At 72.0% G+C, this 16,873-nt stretch carries 14 protein-coding genes; 7 read left to right on the top strand and 7 right to left on the bottom strand.

Going from position 1 to position 16,873, the window contains the following annotated elements; translation table 11 throughout:
* Positions 1-65 precede the first annotated feature (65 nt).
* Both ENE75_RS17460 and ENE75_RS17455 read left to right on the top strand, forming a co-directional pair.
* Complete coding sequence (locus ENE75_RS17460) at positions 66-2,756, top strand: cation-translocating P-type ATPase (protein ID WP_128199609.1); 2,691 nt, start codon at positions 66-68, stop codon at positions 2,754-2,756.
* Complete coding sequence (locus ENE75_RS17455; protein ID WP_128199608.1) at positions 2,753-3,769, top strand: sodium:calcium antiporter; 1,017 nt, start codon at positions 2,753-2,755, stop codon at positions 3,767-3,769. Before ENE75_RS17460 ends, ENE75_RS17455 begins: the two co-directional genes overlap by 4 nt.
* Here ENE75_RS17455 and ENE75_RS17450 read toward each other — a convergent pair whose 3' ends face one another.
* Both ENE75_RS17450 and ENE75_RS17445 read right to left on the bottom strand, forming a co-directional pair.
* Positions 3,770-5,233: a potassium/proton antiporter gene (locus tag ENE75_RS17450; protein WP_128199607.1), complete on the bottom strand. Its 1,464-nt coding sequence runs from the start codon at positions 5,231-5,233 to the stop codon at positions 3,770-3,772.
* A gap of 48 nt (positions 5,234-5,281) precedes the next feature.
* Positions 5,282-5,833, bottom strand: coding sequence for a DUF2062 domain-containing protein (locus ENE75_RS17445; RefSeq protein WP_128199606.1), 552 nt, complete (start codon positions 5,831-5,833; stop codon positions 5,282-5,284).
* A 49-nt stretch (positions 5,834-5,882) separates the two neighbouring features.
* Here ENE75_RS17445 and ENE75_RS17440 point away from each other — a divergent pair, with 49 nt between their 5' ends.
* A complete protein-coding gene (locus ENE75_RS17440; RefSeq protein WP_199232341.1) occupies positions 5,883-7,274 on the top strand; it encodes an SLC13 family permease in 1,392 nt (463 codons plus the stop codon).
* Complete coding sequence (locus ENE75_RS17435; protein ID WP_233259149.1) at positions 7,259-8,872, top strand: Na/Pi cotransporter family protein; 1,614 nt, start codon at positions 7,259-7,261, stop codon at positions 8,870-8,872. Before ENE75_RS17440 ends, ENE75_RS17435 begins: the two co-directional genes overlap by 16 nt.
* Here the strand turns inward: ENE75_RS17435 and ENE75_RS17430 are convergent.
* On the bottom strand, positions 8,841-9,923 hold the full coding sequence (locus ENE75_RS17430) for a calcium/sodium antiporter (protein ID WP_128199605.1): 1,083 nt from the start codon (positions 9,921-9,923) through the stop codon (positions 8,841-8,843). The two genes, ENE75_RS17435 and ENE75_RS17430, sit on opposite strands and share 32 nt — an antisense overlap.
* Positions 9,923-10,789, bottom strand: a complete 867-nt coding sequence (locus ENE75_RS17425) for an ion transporter (RefSeq protein ID WP_128199604.1) — start codon at positions 10,787-10,789, stop codon at positions 9,923-9,925. The genes ENE75_RS17430 and ENE75_RS17425 overlap by 1 nt, the downstream gene beginning before the upstream one ends.
* A gap of 248 nt (positions 10,790-11,037) precedes the next feature.
* Between ENE75_RS17425 and acs the strand changes: the two genes are divergently transcribed.
* Positions 11,038-13,008 (top strand): acetate--CoA ligase, encoded by a 1,971-nt coding sequence (gene acs, locus ENE75_RS17420; protein WP_128199603.1) that lies wholly within the window; start codon positions 11,038-11,040, stop codon positions 13,006-13,008.
* A 279-nt stretch (positions 13,009-13,287) separates the two neighbouring features.
* Here acs and ENE75_RS17415 read toward each other — a convergent pair whose 3' ends face one another.
* Positions 13,288-13,944: a pyridoxamine 5'-phosphate oxidase family protein gene (locus tag ENE75_RS17415; protein WP_128199602.1), complete on the bottom strand. Its 657-nt coding sequence runs from the start codon at positions 13,942-13,944 to the stop codon at positions 13,288-13,290.
* Entirely contained in the window at positions 13,941-14,942 is a 1,002-nt protein-coding gene (locus ENE75_RS17410) for a carbon-nitrogen hydrolase family protein (RefSeq protein WP_128199601.1), read from the bottom strand. The genes ENE75_RS17415 and ENE75_RS17410 overlap by 4 nt, the downstream gene beginning before the upstream one ends.
* Before the next feature lie 143 nt (positions 14,943-15,085).
* Here ENE75_RS17410 and ENE75_RS17405 point away from each other — a divergent pair, with 143 nt between their 5' ends.
* Positions 15,086-16,051: an AraC-like ligand-binding domain-containing protein gene (locus tag ENE75_RS17405; RefSeq protein ID WP_128199600.1), complete on the top strand. Its 966-nt coding sequence runs from the start codon at positions 15,086-15,088 to the stop codon at positions 16,049-16,051.
* Positions 16,052-16,076: 25 nt separating this feature from the next.
* Here ENE75_RS17405 and ENE75_RS17400 read toward each other — a convergent pair whose 3' ends face one another.
* Positions 16,077-16,397, bottom strand: a complete 321-nt coding sequence (locus ENE75_RS17400) for a heavy metal-binding domain-containing protein (protein ID WP_128199599.1) — start codon at positions 16,395-16,397, stop codon at positions 16,077-16,079.
* A gap of 84 nt (positions 16,398-16,481) precedes the next feature.
* On the opposite strand from ENE75_RS17400, the gene ENE75_RS25810 reads away from it, so the two are divergent.
* Positions 16,482-16,865, top strand: coding sequence for a TIGR04438 family Trp-rich protein (locus ENE75_RS25810; RefSeq protein WP_128199598.1), 384 nt, complete (start codon positions 16,482-16,484; stop codon positions 16,863-16,865).
* Positions 16,866-16,873 lie beyond the last annotated feature (8 nt).

The raw sequence follows: 16,873 nt of genomic DNA, 5'->3' as shown, positions 1-16,873 counted from the left end.
GGTCCGCGGGCGGCCACTTGAGCAAGGTCAAGCCAATCGGGCCAGTCTGACCGGAACATCAGGCCATGTCCCGCCCCTGGCACGCGCTGTCCCCGACCGAAACCCTGGAAAGCCTGCAGACGGATGCCGCGACGGGGCTCGCGGCCGCGCAGGCTCGACGCCGCCTGGCGGACCACGGGCCGAACGCCCTGCCCGAAGCACCGCCCAAGCCCTGGTGGCGCACGCTGCTGCGCCAGTTCGCCAGCCCGCTGATCGTCATCCTGTTCGTGGCCGCCGGCCTGGCGGTGATGCTGGGCCACGTGGGGGATGCCGCGGTGATCCTGGCCGTGGTGTTGGTCAACGCGCTGATCGGCACGGTGCAGGAAGGGCGCGCCGAGAAGTCCATGGGCGCGCTGCGGCGGCTGGCCGAACTGCACGCCCGTGTGCGCCGCGACGGGCGCGAGCTGGACCTGCCGGCGCGCGACCTGGTGCCCGGCGACGTCCTGCTGCTGGCCGCCGGTGACGCCGTGGGTGCCGACGCGCGGCTGCTGACCGTGGCGCAGCTGCAGACCGCCGAAGCGGCGCTGACCGGCGAGTCCGTGCCCGTGACCAAGGCCGTGGCGGCCCAGCCCGAGGCCACCGGCCTGGCCGACCGCCACGGCATGGTCTATGCCGGCACACACGTGGCCGCCGGGCGCGCCGAGGCGGTGGTCGTGGCCACCGGCGTGCACACCGAGGTCGGGCAGATCGCCGGGCTGACCACCCGCGCCCAGGAACCGCCGACCCCGCTGGAGCAGCGCATCGCGCAGTTCGGCCGCTGGCTGGTCGGCGCGGCACTGGTGCTCTTTGCCGGGGTGATGGCCCTGGGCCTGTGGCGTGGGCTGCCGCTGGCCGACGTGCTGATGGTCGCGATCAGCCAGATGGTGTCGATGGTGCCCGAGGGCCTGCCGGTGGCGATGACGATCGCGCTGGCCGTGGGCATGCAGCGCATGGCCGCGCGCGGCGCCATCATCCGTCGCCTGTCGGCGGTGGAGACGCTGGGTTCCACCACCGTGATCTGCAGCGACAAGACCGGCACGCTGACGCGCAACCAGATGACGGCCGTCGCGCTGTGGCTGCCGGGCCAGTGTGGGCCCGGACGCGAGGTGACGGTGGATGGCATCGGCTACGCGCCTTCCGGGGCCCTGCACGGCGCGGCGGCCGACGACCCGGCGCTGCACGCGCTGCTGCGCGCGGCCGCACTGTGCAACGACGCCGAACTGCTGCCGCCCGATGGCGAGCGCACCGACTGGACCGTGCTCGGCGACCCCACCGAAGGCGCGCTGCGCGTGCTGGCCGCCAAGGCCGGGCTGGACCTCGCGGCGCTGGCCGCGGCCGCCCCGCGCGAGGCGGAACTGCCGTTCGACGCCGACAGCAAGCTCATGGCCACCCGCCACCGGCTCACCGACGCACGGGCCGTGGCACCGCGCCGGGTCTGGATCAAGGGCGCGCCCGAGGCCGTGCTGCGACTGACCCTGCCGCGCGACGGGGCCGCAGCCGTGCAGGCTGCGAAGGCGGCTGCCGAAGCGATGGCGCAGCGCGCGCTGCGCGTACTGGCGGTGGCGGAGATCGACGACGACCCCTTGGAACCCGTGGCCGGCTTCGACGCGCTGGCTGGTCGGGCGCAGCTGCTCGGCCTGGTGGGCCAGATCGATCCGCCGCGCGACGAGGTGCGCGACGCCGTGGCCGAGTGTCATGGCGCCGGCATGCGCGTGATCATGGTCACCGGCGACCACAAGCTCACCGGCCTGGCCATCGCGCGCGAACTGGGCATCGCGCGCGAGGGCGACACGGCGCTGGATGGCAGCGAGCTCGAGCGCCTGGGGGAGGCGGAACTGCGCGAGGCCCTGCCGCGCGTGGCCGTCTTTGCCCGCGTGCAGCCCGCGCAGAAGCTGCGCATCGTCGAGGCGCTGCAGGCCGGCGGCGAGGTGGTGGCGATGACCGGCGACGGCGTCAACGACGCGCCGGCACTGGCGCGTGCCGACGTTGGCGTGGCCATGGGCATCACCGGCACCGAGGTGGCCAAGAGCGCGGCCAAGATCGTCATCACCGACGACGACTTCGGCACCATCGTCGATGCGGTGGAGCAGGGCAGGGTGGTCTATGCCAACCTGAAGAAGGTCATCCTGTACCTGTTCGCCACCTCGCTGGCGGAGGTGGTGGTGCTGCTGGGGGCGCTGATCGTGGGCCTGCCGCTGCCGCTGGTGGCGGTGCAGATCCTGTGGATCAACATCGTCACCGAGGGCACGGTGACGGTGAACCTGGTGATGGACCCGCCCGACGGCGACGAGATGAAGCGACGCCCGGTGGACCGGGATGACCGCCTGCTGGATGCCGGCATGCTGCGCCGCGTGGCGCTGATGACGCCGATGATCGCCGCCGTGACCCTGGGCTGGTTCGCCTGGCGCCAGGGCCAGGGCCTGCCGCTGGAGGTGGTGCGCACCGAGACCTTCACGGTGCTGGCCATGTGCCAGTGGTTCAACGTGCTGAGCTGCCAGTCGGCCACGCGCTCGGCACTTCGGCTGGGCCTGCTGCAGAACCCCTGGCTGCTCGGCGGGCTGACGCTCTCGATCGCGCTGCAGGCCCTTGTGGTCTACGCGCCGTTCATGAACGATCTGTTCCACACCGTGCCGCTGGCGCCGTCGGCGCTGCTGCCGCTGGTGGGCCTGGCCAGCATGGTGCTCTGGGCCGAGGAAGCGCGCAAGCTGCTGGCGCGCGCGGTCGGAGCCCGGTCATGACCGGTGCGCTGCTGCAGTTCGGCCTGTGCGCGCTGTTGATCGCGCGTGCCGGCTGGACGCTGAGCCATAGCGCCGACCGGCTGGCGGCCATCCAAGGCTGGGGCCGCGGCTGGGTGGGGCTGGCACTGCTGGGCACGGTGACCTCTCTGCCGGAGCTGGCCTCGGGCATCAGCGCGGTGGCGGTGGTCGGTGCACCCAACCTGGCGGTGGGCAACGCGCTGGGCGCCTGCGTGGTCAACCTCGGCTTCCTGGTGGTGGTGGATGCCTTGCAGCGCGACCAGCCGATGTACCGCGCCGCCGCGGCCACCCATGTGCTGTCGGCAGCCTTCGGCGTGGTGCTGCTGGGCCTCGCGGCACTGGCGATGCTGGCCGGGACCAGCGCGCCGACGGTGATGAACCTGGGCCTGGCCAGCCCGCTGCTGCTAGGTGGCTACCTGCTGGCGCTGCGCAGCGTGCAGGCGCAGGGCGCGGCGACGGACGCGGACGCGGACGCCGCGGCGGGTGCAGCCGACGACCCCGAGCGCCAGCGCGAGATCCGCCGGGAATGGCAGCGCTTTGCCATCGCCGCCGCCGTGGTGCTGGCCGCCGGCAGTGCCTTGCCTTACGCGGCCGACCGCGTGGCCGAGGCCGCCGGCTGGTCGCGCAGCTTTGTCGGCACCGTGTTCATGGCCGTGGCCACCACGCTGCCGGAAATGGCGGTCACGCTGGGCGCGCTGCGCCTGGGCGCGCTGGACCTGGCCATCGGCAACCTGCTGGGCAGCAACCTGTTCAACGTCACCATCCTGGCGGTGGACGATCTGTTCCACCCCGGTGGCCCGCTGCTGGCGGCCGTGGCGCCGGTGCACGTGGGCACCGCGGTGACGGCGATGACGATGGCCGGCGGCGTGCTCGTGGGCCTGGTGATGCGGCCCCAGGGCCGCGTGCTGCGGGTGCTGAGCTGGGTCAGCGTCGGCCTGCTGGCCGGTGTGCTGGTCAACGCGCTGCTGCTGGCGTTGGCCGGGGACAGCGGCTGATCAGGCCTCGGGTGCCAAGGCCAGGCCGATGCCGGTGATGCGGCTCCGGTCCAGTTCGCGCACGAACAGCGTAGCCGTGCCCAGGGCCACGCGGTCGCCGACCACCGGCGGGCGGCCGATGGCGGTGGCCATCCAGTCGTCCAGGCGTGCGTCGGCAGGTTCGGGTGCGGTCAGGCCATAGAACTGGCAGATGGCGTCTACCGGCAGCCGTGGGTCGAGCGCAAAGTCGCCGAAGGCCAGGCGTGCACGGGCCGTGTCGTCGCGGTCGGGCAGGGCCACGCCCAGCCGGCGCGCGACCCAGCCGATGGTCGAACCCTGCAGCAGCAGCGACACCAGCACGACGACGAAGGCGGTGTTGAACAGCAGCTGCGCCTGCGGCACGCCGGCCAGCAGCGGGAACAGCGCCAGCACGATGGGCACGGCGCCACGCAGGCCGACCCAGGCGATGAAGGCGGTCTCGGCCCGCGTGAAGCGGAACGGCCACAGGCAGAGCCACACCGCCGCCGGCCGGGCGACGAAGATCAGCACCGCGGCCAATGCCAGGCTGGGCCCGAGCGCCGGCAGCAGGTCGGTCGGTGTGACCAGCAGGCCCAGCAGCAGGAACATGCCCGCCTGCGCCAGCCAGGCGTAGCCATCCATCGCGGCCAGCGTCGGCGCCGTCTCGTCGGCCGCGCGGTTGGCCACGATCATGCCGAACAGGTAGGCCGCCAGGAAGCCCGAGCCGTCCAGCGTGCCGGTGGCGGCGAACACGCTCAGGCCGCCGGCCATCAGCAGCAGCGCCAGGATGCCGCCACCGGCATCCCGTGCGGCGATGCGGCGCAGCAGCGCCGCCATCAGCCAGCCGCCGGCCAGGCCCATCAGCGCACCCCAGCCGAACTGCGCCACGAAGGTCGTCAGCACCTCGGCGCCCGGTGCCTGCCCCTGGGCCAGCGCGGTGATCAGGCCGATGCAGGCCACCGTGAGGTAGATGGCCATCGGGTCGTTGACGCCGGATTCGATCTCCAGCGTGGTGGCCACGCGTTCGTTGAGCGTGACGCCCGAGCGCGTGAGCAGAGAGAACACCGCCGCGGCGTCGGTGGAGCCGACAATCGCGCCCAGCAGCAGCGCGGTGGCCCAGTCCAGGCCCAGCAGCAGCATCGCCGCCAGCCCGGTGAGCAGGGCGCTGATCACCACCCCCAGCGTGGCCAGCAGCGCTGCCGGCTTCAGGCCGGTGCGGAAGGTGGCGAAGGTGGTGCGCAGGCCACCGTCGAGCAGGATCACCGCCAGCGCCACGTTGCCGACCCAGAACACCAGCACGTAGTTGTCGAAGCGCAGGCCGCCAGGGCCGTCCTCGCCGGCGACGATGCCGGCGAGCAGGAACACGAGCAGGAAAGAGAACCCGATGCGTGCCGAGAACAGCCCCGCCAGCACGCTGGTGAAGACCAGCGCGGCGGCGGCCAGCAGCGGCACGTTGACGAAATCCATGCCCCGAGTATCGGGGCCGACGGCGCGACCCGCGGTGCCGCGGGGCGATCAGGCGGGGGCGCGCCGCCGGCGCCGCCGGCGCTTGAGCCAGACGCCGATCGTCCAGGCCAGGTGCACCAGCGCCCAGGCGGCGATGCCGCCGACCACCGCGAACACCAGCAGGCCCAGGAACAGCGGCTTGCCGATGGCCTTGGCCTTGTCCAGCCAGCCGTGGCCGGGGCCGTCGACGGAGTCGGTGCTGGCCGCGGTGGCCAGCGTTTCAGCGGCTTCCGGCTGGGCTTCCTGGCCGAGGATCCAGCTGCCGGTCTGGTAGGCGGCCACGCCGATGGGCGCGTAGGTCAGCGGGTTGGACACCAGCGTGGAGAAGGCCGCCACCGGCAGGTTGGCCCGCAGGATCAGCGCGAACACCGCCGCGCCGGCGATCTGCAGCACCGGGATCAGGAAGCCGAAAAACACGCCGATGCCGGCGCCCATGGCCACGCGGCGGCGGTTCAGGTGCCACAACCAGGGGCGGCGCAGCAGCGGCCCCATCCAGCGCAGGCCGGGGTGGGCTTTGAGCGTCTCTTCGGTGGGGAGCTTGGCCCGGATCCAGTCGCGCATAAGCAGGCATGATGCCAGCCTGTGATGACCCCGATCGTCGGATGACCGGATGAGTGATCCGGCAGATCAGATTTCCAACGCCCGCCGCCTGGCCGGGGCCCTGGCCAGCGCGGTGGCGGCCGGGGCCGCCGCGGCCCTGGCGCCCGATGGCCTGCGCGGCGCCATGGCCCTGCTGGCCGGCGTGGCCGGGCTGTGGCTGACGCGCGCGCTGCCGCTGCCGGTGACGGCGCTGGTGGTGCCGGTGGCGGCCATCGCCGGCGGACTGGCTACTCCCGCGCAGGCGCTGGCGCCGTTCGCCAACCCGGTGATCTTTCTGTTCCTGGGCGGCTTCGCCCTCGCCGCCGCGCTGCAGCAGCAGGGTCTGGACGTGGCCCTGGCCGCCCGCGTGAAGCGCCTGGCCGGCGGCCGCCGTCTGGGCAGCGTGCTGCTGCTGGCCGGGCTGACCGCGCTGCTGTCGATGTGGATGAGCAACACCGCCACCACGGCGATGGTGCTGCCGCTGGCGCTGGGCCTGCTGGCCGATCAGGGCCGTGACGGTGGCGGTGGGACGATCGGTGAGCGCGAGCGCGTCTTCGTGCTGCTGGCGGTCGCCTACAGCGCCAGCATCGGCGGCATGGCCACGCTGGTGGGCAGCCCGCCGAACGCCATCGCCTCGGCGCAGGCCGGCATCGGCTTCGCGCAGTGGCTGGCCTACGGTCTGCCAGCGGCACTGCTGGCCTGGCCGCTGATGCTGGCGCTGCTGGCCTGGCGGTTGAAGCCGCAGCTGCGCGGCCGGTTGGCCGTGTCGCCGGCGCCGCCAGAGGATCGCGTGACTTGGGTCTGGACACCCGGGCGGCGGGCCACCGTGGCCGTGTTCCTGCTCACCGTGGCCGGATGGCTGCTTGGTGCGCCGCTGGCCGGGGCGCTCGGCCTGAACGCCGACACCGATGCCCTGGTGGCGCTGGCGGCCCTGGTGGCGCTGGTGGCCAGCGGTGCGCTGGACTGGCGCGCGCTGGAGCGCAGCGCGCCCTGGGGCGTGCTGCTGCTGTTCGGCGGCGGGTTGTCGCTGTCGGCGCTGATGCAGGCCAGCGGCGCGAGTGCCCACCTGGCCGCGCTGCTGTTCGACGCCGTGGCGGGCTGGCCGGCGTGGCTGCTGCTGACGGCGGTGATCGCCTTCGTCGTCTTCCTGACTGAAATCGTCAGCAACACCGCCAGCGCGGCCCTGCTGCTGCCGGTGCTGCTGCCGCTGGCGGCGGAACTCGGCCTGCCGGCCGCCGGCACGGCCGCGGCGGTGGCGCTGGCGGCGTCCTGTGCCTTCATGCTGCCCGTGGCCACGCCGCCCAACGCGCTGGTCTACGCCACCGACCAGGTGCCGGCGGCGCAGATGCTGCGCCAGGGCTTGTGGCTCAATGGGCTGGCCATCGGGTTGATCACGGCGATGGCGGGGTGGCTGTGGACCTGACGCTGACCGGGGCGGCCACCGCGCTGGGCGGGCTGGGCCTGTTCCTGCTGGGCATGACCATGATGTCCGACGGCCTGAAGCTGGCCGCCGGTGCGGCGCTGGAGCGCATCCTGGCCGCGGCCACGCGCACGCGCTGGCACGGCCTGGGCTCCGGCGTGCTGGTGACCGCGATGGTGCAGTCGTCCACCGCGGTCACGGTGGCCACCATCGGCTTCGTCAATGCCGGGCTGCTGGCGCTGGGGCCGTCGCTGTGGGTGCTGTTCGGTGCCAACGTGGGCACCACGATGACCGGCTGGATCGTCGCCCTGGTGGGGCTGCGCTTCAAGATCGAGGCGCTGGCGCTGCCGCTGATCGGCGTCGGCGTGCTGCTGCGCATGACCGGCGCGGGCACGCGGCGGGCGCCCGTGGGTGATGCAGTGGCCGGGTTCGGGCTGCTGTTCCTGGGCATCGCGCTGCTGCAGCAGGCCTTCGGCGCGCTGTCGGGCGACACTCTGCTGCCGGCCGGCGACGGTGTGGGCGCGGTGCTGCTGCAGGTGGGCGCGGGACTGCTGATGACGGTGCTGACGCAGTCCTCCAGCGCGGCGATGGCGATCACGCTGACGGCGGCCCAGGGCGGGCTGCTGAGCGCGCAGTCGGCTGCGGCGGTGATCATCGGCGCCAACGTGGGCACCACGGTGACGGCGCTGATGGCCACCGTGGGCGCGACGCCGAATGCGCGCCGCGCGGCGCTGGCGCACGTGGCCTTCAACGTGGTCACGGCGGCGGTGGCGCTGGCGATGCTGCCGTGGATGGTCGACGCGATCGCCGTGCTGCGGGCCTGGTTGGGGTTGCCGCCGGATCCCGCGGCGCGGCTGGCCCTGTTCCACACGGCGTTCAATGTCTTCGGGGTGCTGCTGATGTGGCCCCTGGCCACGCCGCTGACGCACTGGCTGCAGCGGCGCTTCCGCAGCGCCGAGGAGGACGAGTCACGCCCACGGTTCCTGGACGAAAACGTGCTGCCGGTGCCCGAGCTGGCGCTGCAGGCGCTGGCGCAGGAGATCGCCCGTGTCGGTGGCCTGGCCCGGCGGACGGCGGCGTCAGCGCTGGCGGGTGCGCCTGGGTCGGCCGTGGCGCGCGAGCGCGACACCGTGCAGCAGCTCGATGCAGTGGTGGAGCGCTTCATCGAGCGCCTGTCCCGCGCCGCGCTGCCCCCGGCTGCCGCGCGCGACCTGGCGCGCTGGCTGCGCGTGCTGCGCTACCACGAGACCGCGGCCGAGCAGGCGGTGCTGGCGGCGCAGGCGGGTGCCGGCGCAGATGCGGCGCTGCCCGAGGCGCCGCGCGCAGCGGCGGCGGCGTTTGTCGGCCAGGCCCATGCACTGCTCGCGGCCTGCGGCGCCAGCGACGGGGCCGTGGCCGACCGGATCGCCACGGCTGTCGAACGGGCCGAGGTCTCATACCAGGCCTTCAAGGCGGCCCTGCTGGACGCCGGCGCCACCGGCGCGATGCCGATCGATGCGATGGAAGCGGCGCTGGCCCGCGCCAGCGCGCTGCGGCGGGCCCTGGACCAGGCGGCCAAGGCGGCCCGGCTCAGCGCCGCGCCTGCCCCCGCAGCGTCGTGACCACCACGGTGACCACCGTCAGCGGCAGCACGAAGCCGAGCATGGCGCCGTTGAAGGCCTGCAGCAGGTCGGGCGACTGGCGCGCCTGCAGCACCTGGTAGGCCATGTAGGCGGCGTAGTAGGCCAGGAACAGCCCGCCTTCCCAGCGCGCCACCTCGCGCCCGGTGAGGAAGATAGGCAGGCAGGCCACCAGCGCGGCCAGCATGACCCAGAGGTCGAAGTGCATCACCGACGCCGGCACCGGCAGCCCGCCGGCACCGGCAAAGGCCGCGGCCAGCCCGCCCAGGCCGATGACCCCCAGCAGGTTGAACACGCAGCTGCCGACGACGTTGCCCACCGCGATGTCGCGCTCGCCCTTCAGCGCCGCGGCCACCGAGGCCGCGACCTCGGGTAGCGAGGTGCCGATGGCGACGATCGTCAGGCCGATCATCACCTCGCTGACGCCGAAGGCGCGCGCGAAGCTGACCGCGGCGCGCACCATGGCCTCCGACCCCCCGGCCAGCAGCGCCAGGCCGGCCAGCAGCAGCGCCACGTTGAGCAGGCGGGAACCACCGCCGGCACGCTCCGCATCGTGGGCCGCATAGTCGCCGGCCTCCACGCCCTGGGCCCGCGACTGGCGCACCAGAAACACCGTGTAGGCCAGCAGCAGGCCGAACAGCAGCGCCGCATCGAAGGTGCCGATGTTGCCGTCCAGGGCCACCACCATGACCAGCAATGCTGCGCCGATCATGATCGGCACCTCCTGGCGGATGACCTGCAGGTGCACGGCCAGCGGCGCGATCAGCGCGGCCAGCCCGAGGATGAACAGCACGTTGAAGACGTTGCTGCCCACGGCGTTGCCCAGGGCGAGGCCGGTCTGGCCATTGAGCACCGCGCCGACCGACACCGTCATCTCCGGCGCACTGGTGCCGAAGGCGACGATGGTCAGGCCCACCACCAGCGGCGAGATGCCGAAGGACAGGGCGAGCCGCGAGGCCCCGCGCACCAGCAGTTCGGCACCGGCCACCAGGGCCACGAGGCCGCCGATGAAGAGCAGGGCGTTGGTGAGCATCAGGCGGCGCCGTCGCGCGGTGCGCCGGCCAGCGGCAACTGCGCGCGCAGCGCGGCGATCTCGCTGCGCAGCGCCCGCACTTCGCTGTGCAGGTCGGCCTCGATGTGCTGGCGGGCGTCGTCCACGGCGGCGAGGGTCTCGGTCTTGTCGGCCTCGGCAAAGCTCTGCATGGCGCTGACGATAACGCCGATGAACAGGTTCAGCATCGTGAACGTGGCCATCAGGATGAAGGGCACGAAGAAGGTCCAGGCATAGGGGTAGAGCTCCATGACCGGCCGCACGATGCCCATCGACCAGCTCTCCAGCGTCATCACCTGGAACAGCGTGTACAGCGAACGGCCCAGGGTGCCGAACCAGTCCGGGAAGTCGGCGCCGAAGAGCTTGGTGGCGATGACCGCGAAGACGTAGAACAGCAGCCCGAGCACTGCGGCGATGGACGACAGGCCCGGGATGGCCGCCAGCAGCCCGCCGACCACGCGCCGCATCGACGGCACGATGGTGAGGATGCGCAGCACCCGCAGCACGCGCAGCGCCCGCAGCACGGCGAACGGGCCGCTGGCCGGCACCAGCGCGATGGCCACCACGGCGAGGTCGAACAGGCTCCACGGGTCGCGGAAGAAGGCACCACGGTGGGCGACGAGCCGCAGCGCGATCTCGACCACGAAGACGCCGAGGATGGCCTTGTCCAGCGCCAGCAGCACCGGGCCCCAGGCCTGCATGGCTGCCGCCGAGGTCTCGAGCCCGAGGATGACGGCGTTGACGATGATCAGCGCGAGCACGCTGTGCTGCACCCAGGGTTGGCTCAGCCACGCCTGCAGGCGGGTGGGCGGGGGCAGGTCGGGGGTGGTCGGCGGTGGGTTGGGCATGGTCGGCGCAGGCCGGATTCGGGCAGCCGGGGATTCTGCCAACGGCGGGATGGCCGGTGTCGGATCAGGGCTTGGGCAGGGTCTGGACGGCCCGCGGGGGGGGCGCTGGCCAGGCCCCGGTTCAGGGGGAGTAAGGGCTTCGTCAGGCCGTGGACCGACAGTCCCGCCCATCGGCCCAGTTCGGGGTCTCGTGCGGGTTCGCCGCCGCGGGGCACCGACCGCGGCAGCGAACCTGAGCAGGAGACACGATGTCCGACACCGCCGAGACCAAGCTCTACGAACCGCCCGCGGCCCTGGCCGGCCAGGCCCATGTGTCCGGCAGGGCCGCCTACGACAAGCTCGTCGCCGAGGCCGAGGCCGACTACGAAGGCTACTGGGCCCGCCTGGCCCGCGAGCTGGTCACCTGGAAGACGCCGTTCACGCAGGTGCTGGACCAGAGCGATGCGCCGTTCTTCAAGTGGTTCGCCGACGGCACGCTCAACGTGTCCTACAACTGCCTGGACCGCAACATCGAGCGCGGCCTGGGCGACAAGACCGCCATTGTCTTCGAGGCCGACGACGGTGCCGTCACCAAGGTCACCTACAGCGAACTGCTGGCCCGCGTGGGCAAGCTGGCCAACGCGCTGAAGGCGCGTGGCGTGAAGAAGGGCGACCGCGTCGTCATCTACATGCCCATGAGCATCGAGGGCGTGGTGGCGATGCAGGCCTGCGCGCGCATCGGGGCCACGCACTCCGTGGTCTTCGGCGGCTTTTCCGCGCAGAGCCTGCGCGACCGCATCGAGGACGCCGGCGCGGTGATGGTCATCACCGCCGACGAGCAGGCCCGCGGCGGCAAGCACCTGCCGCTGAAGTCCATCGTCGACGAGGCGCTGGCCATGCCCGGCACCGGCAGCATCAAGGACGTCATCGTCTACAAGCGCACCGGCGGCAACATCGCCTGGAAGGACGGCCGCGACCTCTGGCTGCACGAGCTGTCGGCCGCCGCCCCAGAGCACTGCGAGCCGGAGTGGGTGGGTGCCGAGCACCCCCTGTTCCTGCTCTACACCAGCGGCTCCACCGGCAAGCCCAAGGGCGTGCAGCACAGCACCGGCGGCTACCTGCTGCATGCGGCGCTGACCACCAAGTGGACCTTCGACCTCAAGCCCGACGATGTGTTCTGGTGCACCGCCGACATCGGCTGGGTCACCGGCCACACCTACATCACCTACGGCCCGCTGGCCCTGGGCGGCACCGAGATCGTCTTCGAGGGTGTGCCCACGTATCCTGACGCCGGCCGCTTCTGGAAGATGATCGAGCGGCACAAGGTCACCATCTTCTACACCGCGCCCACCGCCATCCGCAGCCTGATCAAGGCCGCCGAGGCCAACGACGCCGTGCACCCGAAGAGCTTCGACCTGAGCAGCCTGCGCATCCTGGGCTCGGTGGGCGAGCCCATCAACCCGGCGGCCTGGGAGTGGTACCACCTGCACGTGGGCGGTGGCCGCTGCCCCATCGTCGACACCTTCTGGCAGACCGAGACTGGCGGCCACATGATCACGCCGCTGCCGGGCGCCACGACGCTGGTGCCGGGGTCGTGCACGCTGCCGTTCCCCGGCATCACCGCTGCCATCGTCGACGAGACCGGCAACGACGTGCCCAACGGGCAGGGCGGCATCCTGGTCGTCAAGAAGCCCTGGCCGAGCATGATCCGCACGATCTACGGCGATCCGGAGCGCTTCAAGAAGAGCTACTACCCGCCGGAGCTCAAGGGCTACTACCTGGCCGGCGACGGTGCCATTCGCGACGAGAAGACCGGCTACTTCACGATCACCGGCCGCATCGACGACGTGCTCAACGTGTCGGGCCACCGCATGGGCACGATGGAGATCGAATCGGCGCTGGTCAGCTGCACCGACCTGGTGGCCGAGGCCGCCGTGGTGGGTCGCCCCGACGAGACCACCGGCGAGGCCATCTGCGCTTTCGTCGTGCTCAAGCGCCCGCGCCCCACGGGCGACGAGGCCAAGGCGATCGCCAAGCAGCTGCGCGACTGGGTCGGCAAGGAGATCGGCCCGATCGCCAAGCCCAAGGACATCCGCTTCGGCGACAACCTGCCCAAGACCCGCAGCGGCAAGATCATGCGCCGCCTGCTGCGCTCGCTGGCCAAGGGCGAGGCGATCACTCAGGACACGTCCACGCTTGAGAACCCGGCGATCCTGGATCAGTTGGCCCAGACCAACTGATCCACGCCGCGCGCGAGCGCGGTGCGCCGCAAGGCGCCGCAGATCGGCGGGGACGGGGTTCACTCGCATCGCAAAGCGATGTGGGTGAACACCGGAATGCGGCCATCCTCGACCCGCTTGCCCAGACGAACCGACGGAAACGGTGGCCGATGGCGTTCCAGGGTCATGCCGCACCCGCAGACGTGATGGTCTGTCGCGCCGGCTGCAGGGGGCGATGCGCAGAGCGTGATAGGCCGAGGCCGAACCACCCGGGTGCCACACACCCGGCGTGGCGTGGTGTCAGGCGTCGCCCTGTGCCACCTTGGCCGCGTAGTCGTCCATCGTGATCAGCCCGCCCAGGGCCGTTGCCTTGCCCTGGTCCTTGGCTGGCAGGGCGTCCTGCACGAGGTCGATCCGCTTCCAGGCCGGCACCGGTGTTTCGCAGTGCGCCTGCGGCACGTACTTCGAGCCCTCCACCTTCACCCGTCGGTGCACGTATCGCGGACAGTTGAGCCAGATGCGTTCGATGTCGGTGCGGACCAGGAACTGGGCCTCGGGGTAGCCGGCCATCAACCCGGGGTCGCGCTCGATCCGGGCCTTGCCCTGCACGCGCAGGCGGTTGGGTGTGTCGAAGTCGATGAACAGGAAGCCGACCTCGGCCGTGGCCGCGAGGTTGCCCATCGAGAAGAACATGCCGTTGCCGTCGTAGGACGGAAACAGAAGCGTGCGGTCGTCCAGCGCGCGGCAGAAGCCCGGCAGCCCACCCTTGTAGGACACGGTCGGCCGGCCCAGGTGGTCCACCGTGGCCAGGAAGAACATGTCCAGACCTTCGATGAAGGCCTTCTCGTGCGGCTCGAGGGCGCCGTGCACGATGCCGCCTTCCATCAGGTCGGCCATGCGCCGGCTGTCGAACTCGTCCTGCAGCGCGCGGTGGTGGTCGGAGTAGATCGCACTCATGGTTGAACCTCGCCGGCGTCGTCCAGCGCGGCGGCGGCCGCAGGCGACACCACGCGGTCGCCGCGCGCCTTGTTCAGCCACAGCCGCGTCACGTCCGGCCGGGCATAGTGGCCGGCCGGGTCGGCGGCGGCCTTGGCCAGCGCGATCATGCCCAGGTCGATGTCGGCGTAGACGATGCCCTCGGTGTTCTCGGGTAGCGGCTCGTGCATCAGCTGGCCGTCGGGTGCGTAGATGGCGCTGAAGCCACCGCCGGCCAGAAGCAACTGGCGCTTGGTGGCGTCGTCGCCGCACAGCTGCTCCACCATCTCGGCACTGACCGTGGCGCAGGGTGCGATCACGAAGCAGCCGCCCTCGACGGCGTAGACGCGGCTCGCGGCGTTGTTCACCTCAGGCCCGAGCGCGTAGGCGCCGCCCCGGTAGAGCGAGAAGCTGGGCCAGGCGGCGATGTGGACCTGCTCGTCCTGCGCGTACATCGCGTACTTGGACAAGGGCTGCAGGTGCTCCCAGCAGCACAGCGCACCGACGCGGCCCAGCGGCGTGTCGCACACCGCCAGGTCGCTGCCATCGCCTTCGCCGAAGACCGTGCGCTCCACGTGCGTGGGCTTGAGCTTGCGGCGCTGCGCAATGGTCTGGCCGTCGGCGCCGATGATCCACTGGCCCATGTAGAGGCTGCCGCCGGCCTTCTCGCTGTGGCCCATGACCACCATGATGCGGTGCTGCCGCGCGGCGTCGGCCAGGCGCTGTGCCGCCGGGCTGCCATAGACCAGGCTGTTGTCGTGGTAGCGCTGCACGAACTGCATGCCCCAGGCCGGCGAATCCAGCCAGATGTGCCACGGGTAGCCAGGCAGCCAGGTTTCCGGGAAGGCGATCAGCTGCGCGCCCTGGCCGGCCGCTTCGGCGATCAGGCCGATGGCCTTGTCGATGCCGGCGTCCAGGTCCAGGAAGGCGGGGGCGGCCTGCACGGCAGCCGCGCGGAATCGGGGATGGGTGGGGGGCATGGGGTTCTCCGTTGAACGAGGCCCGATGCTGGCGCGCGGTGGCCGGCGTGGCTTGACTGAGGGTCGCGCCGGGCTTGATCCACGGGCCCAGCCGGCCAGGCTGGCACTGGTGTGCATTAGCCGGGACCCGTATGCTGCGACGCATGGCGCAGCAACTGCTCACCACCGCCAGCGTGCCCGAGGCCGACCGTACGGCCTACTGGATCGACGCCGTGTGCGACGCCTACGTGCAGCTGGAATGCGAGCCGCTCGGTGGCCACCACGGCATCGACGGCGAGATCCGCCTGGGTCACCTGTCGACGCTGCAGCTCTCCCAGGTGACCGCCAGTGCGCAGCACGTGCGACGGACCCGGGGCCAGATCGCTCGCGCCAGCGAGGACTTCTTCCTCGTCAGCATCCAGACCCAGGGCCGGGGCGAGGTGCACCAGGACGGGCGCCGGGCCGGGCTGGCCCCGGGGGACTTCGCGCTCTACGACAGCACGCGTCCCTACGACCTGGTCTTCGGTGCCGACTTCCAGCAGATCGTGCTGCGGCTGCCGGGGCCTGCGTTGCGTGCCGAACTGCGCGGCACCGAGCGCCTGACGGCGCAGGCGGTGTCGGGCCGGCGCGGCGCCGGGCACCTGATGATCGAGATGATCCGGACGCTGGCGCAGGACATCGACACCCTCGAGCCGGCCTCGGCCGCCGCCGTGGCGCACAGCGTCACGCAGATCCTGGTGGCGGGCTTGCGCACGCTGCCGCAGGCGCAGCCGGCACCGGTGTCGTCGCTCACGGCCTTACACCGGGCGCAGATCAAGGCCTTCGTGCGCGACCACCTGGGCGAGCCCGGGCTCGATGTCCAGCGCATCGCTTCGGCGCTGCGCCTGTCCCCCAGCAGCGTGCACCGGGTCTTCGCCGGCGAGCCCTGCAGCGTCAGCGAGTGGATCTGGGGGCAACGGCTCGACCGGCTGGCCCGCGACCTGTGCGACCCGGCGTTGCGCCAGCGCAGCGTCAGCGCGCTGGGCTTCGCCCTCGGGTTCAACGACGCGGCCCACCTGAGCCGTGCCTTCCGCTTGCGCTTCGGCTGTTCGCCCCGCGAGCACCGGGCGCGCCACCTGCCGCCGGCTTGAACGCCGGCGTGGCGGTGCGCCGGGCCTACTCCAGCACCACCGCCGTGCCGCTGGCCGACACCATCAGCATGCCGTTGCCCTGGCCCAGCACCTCGTAGTCCAGGTCCACGCCGACCACGGCGTTGGCGCCCAGGGCCTGGGCGCGCTCCTGCAGTTCGGTCAGCGCGATGTCGCGCGCCCGTTGCAGTTCCTTCTCATAGGTGGCCGAACGCCCGCCGACCAGGTCGCGGATGCCGGCGAACAGGTCCTTGAACAGGTTGGCGCCGAGGATGGCCTCGCCGGCGACGACGCCGCAGTAGCGGCTGATGCGGCGGCCCTCGATCTGCGGTGTGGTGGTCACGATCATCGGTGTGCTTCCCCTTCGTTTCCGTCGATCGAGCCCGCCCCGCGCCGGCCCGCATCGCGTAGAGTGTGCAGCAGGAGGACACGCATGGCATTCCTGCTGCTCGGGCTCGCCCTGCTGGCCCTGAAGTTTGCCGAGATCGGCCCGGTGGCCCAGTGGTCGTGGTGGGTGGTGCTTGCGCCATTCGGTCTGGCCGTGGCGTGGTGGGCCTACGCCGACAGCACGGGCCTCACCCAGCGCCGTGCCATCGCCAAGATGGACAAGCGCAAGGCCGAGCGCCGTCAACGTGACATGGAAGCGCTCGGCCTCGGCATCCAGCGCGACAAACGTACGCGTCGGGCGCCGGCGGCCTCGGCTGCGTCTACGCGGCCGGCAACGCCACGCCCAGCAGCGGCGCCGTCACCCGCACCGGCGCCACCGTCCCGTTTCGAGGACGAACCCGTGGCCACCCGCCGCGACCCTGAGCTCTGAAGCGTGCC

The sequence above is a fragment of the Rubrivivax albus genome (assembly GCF_004016515.1).
GTDB lineage: Bacteria > Pseudomonadota > Gammaproteobacteria > Burkholderiales > Burkholderiaceae_C > Rubrivivax > Rubrivivax albus.
Note: the sequence above shows the minus strand (reverse complement) of the source record. Positions and strands in the feature narration are given on the sequence as shown.

Bases quoted from the DNA above. Each gene is read 5' to 3' on its own strand.
- ENE75_RS17460 (WP_128199609.1), top strand. From the start codon at position 66: ATGTCCCGCCCCTGGCACGCGCTGTCCCCGACCGAAACCCTGGAAAGC.
- ENE75_RS17455 (WP_128199608.1), top strand. From the start codon at position 2,753: ATGACCGGTGCGCTGCTGCAGTTCGGCCTGTGCGCGCTGTTGATCGCG.
- ENE75_RS17450 (WP_128199607.1), bottom strand. From the start codon at position 5,233: ATGGATTTCGTCAACGTGCCGCTGCTGGCCGCCGCCGCGCTGGTCTTC.
- ENE75_RS17445 (WP_128199606.1), bottom strand. From the start codon at position 5,833: ATGCGCGACTGGATCCGGGCCAAGCTCCCCACCGAAGAGACGCTCAAA.
- ENE75_RS17440 (WP_199232341.1), top strand. From the start codon at position 5,883: ATGAGTGATCCGGCAGATCAGATTTCCAACGCCCGCCGCCTGGCCGGG.
- ENE75_RS17430 (WP_128199605.1), bottom strand. From the start codon at position 9,923: ATGCTCACCAACGCCCTGCTCTTCATCGGCGGCCTCGTGGCCCTGGTG.
- ENE75_RS17425 (WP_128199604.1), bottom strand. From the start codon at position 10,789: ATGCCCAACCCACCGCCGACCACCCCCGACCTGCCCCCGCCCACCCGC.
- acs (WP_128199603.1), top strand. From the start codon at position 11,038: ATGTCCGACACCGCCGAGACCAAGCTCTACGAACCGCCCGCGGCCCTG.
- ENE75_RS17415 (WP_128199602.1), bottom strand. From the start codon at position 13,944: ATGAGTGCGATCTACTCCGACCACCACCGCGCGCTGCAGGACGAGTTC.
- ENE75_RS17410 (WP_128199601.1), bottom strand. From the start codon at position 14,942: ATGCCCCCCACCCATCCCCGATTCCGCGCGGCTGCCGTGCAGGCCGCC.
- ENE75_RS17405 (WP_128199600.1), top strand. From the start codon at position 15,086: ATGGCGCAGCAACTGCTCACCACCGCCAGCGTGCCCGAGGCCGACCGT.
- ENE75_RS17400 (WP_128199599.1), bottom strand. From the start codon at position 16,397: ATGATCGTGACCACCACACCGCAGATCGAGGGCCGCCGCATCAGCCGC.
- ENE75_RS25810 (WP_128199598.1), top strand. From the start codon at position 16,482: ATGGCATTCCTGCTGCTCGGGCTCGCCCTGCTGGCCCTGAAGTTTGCC.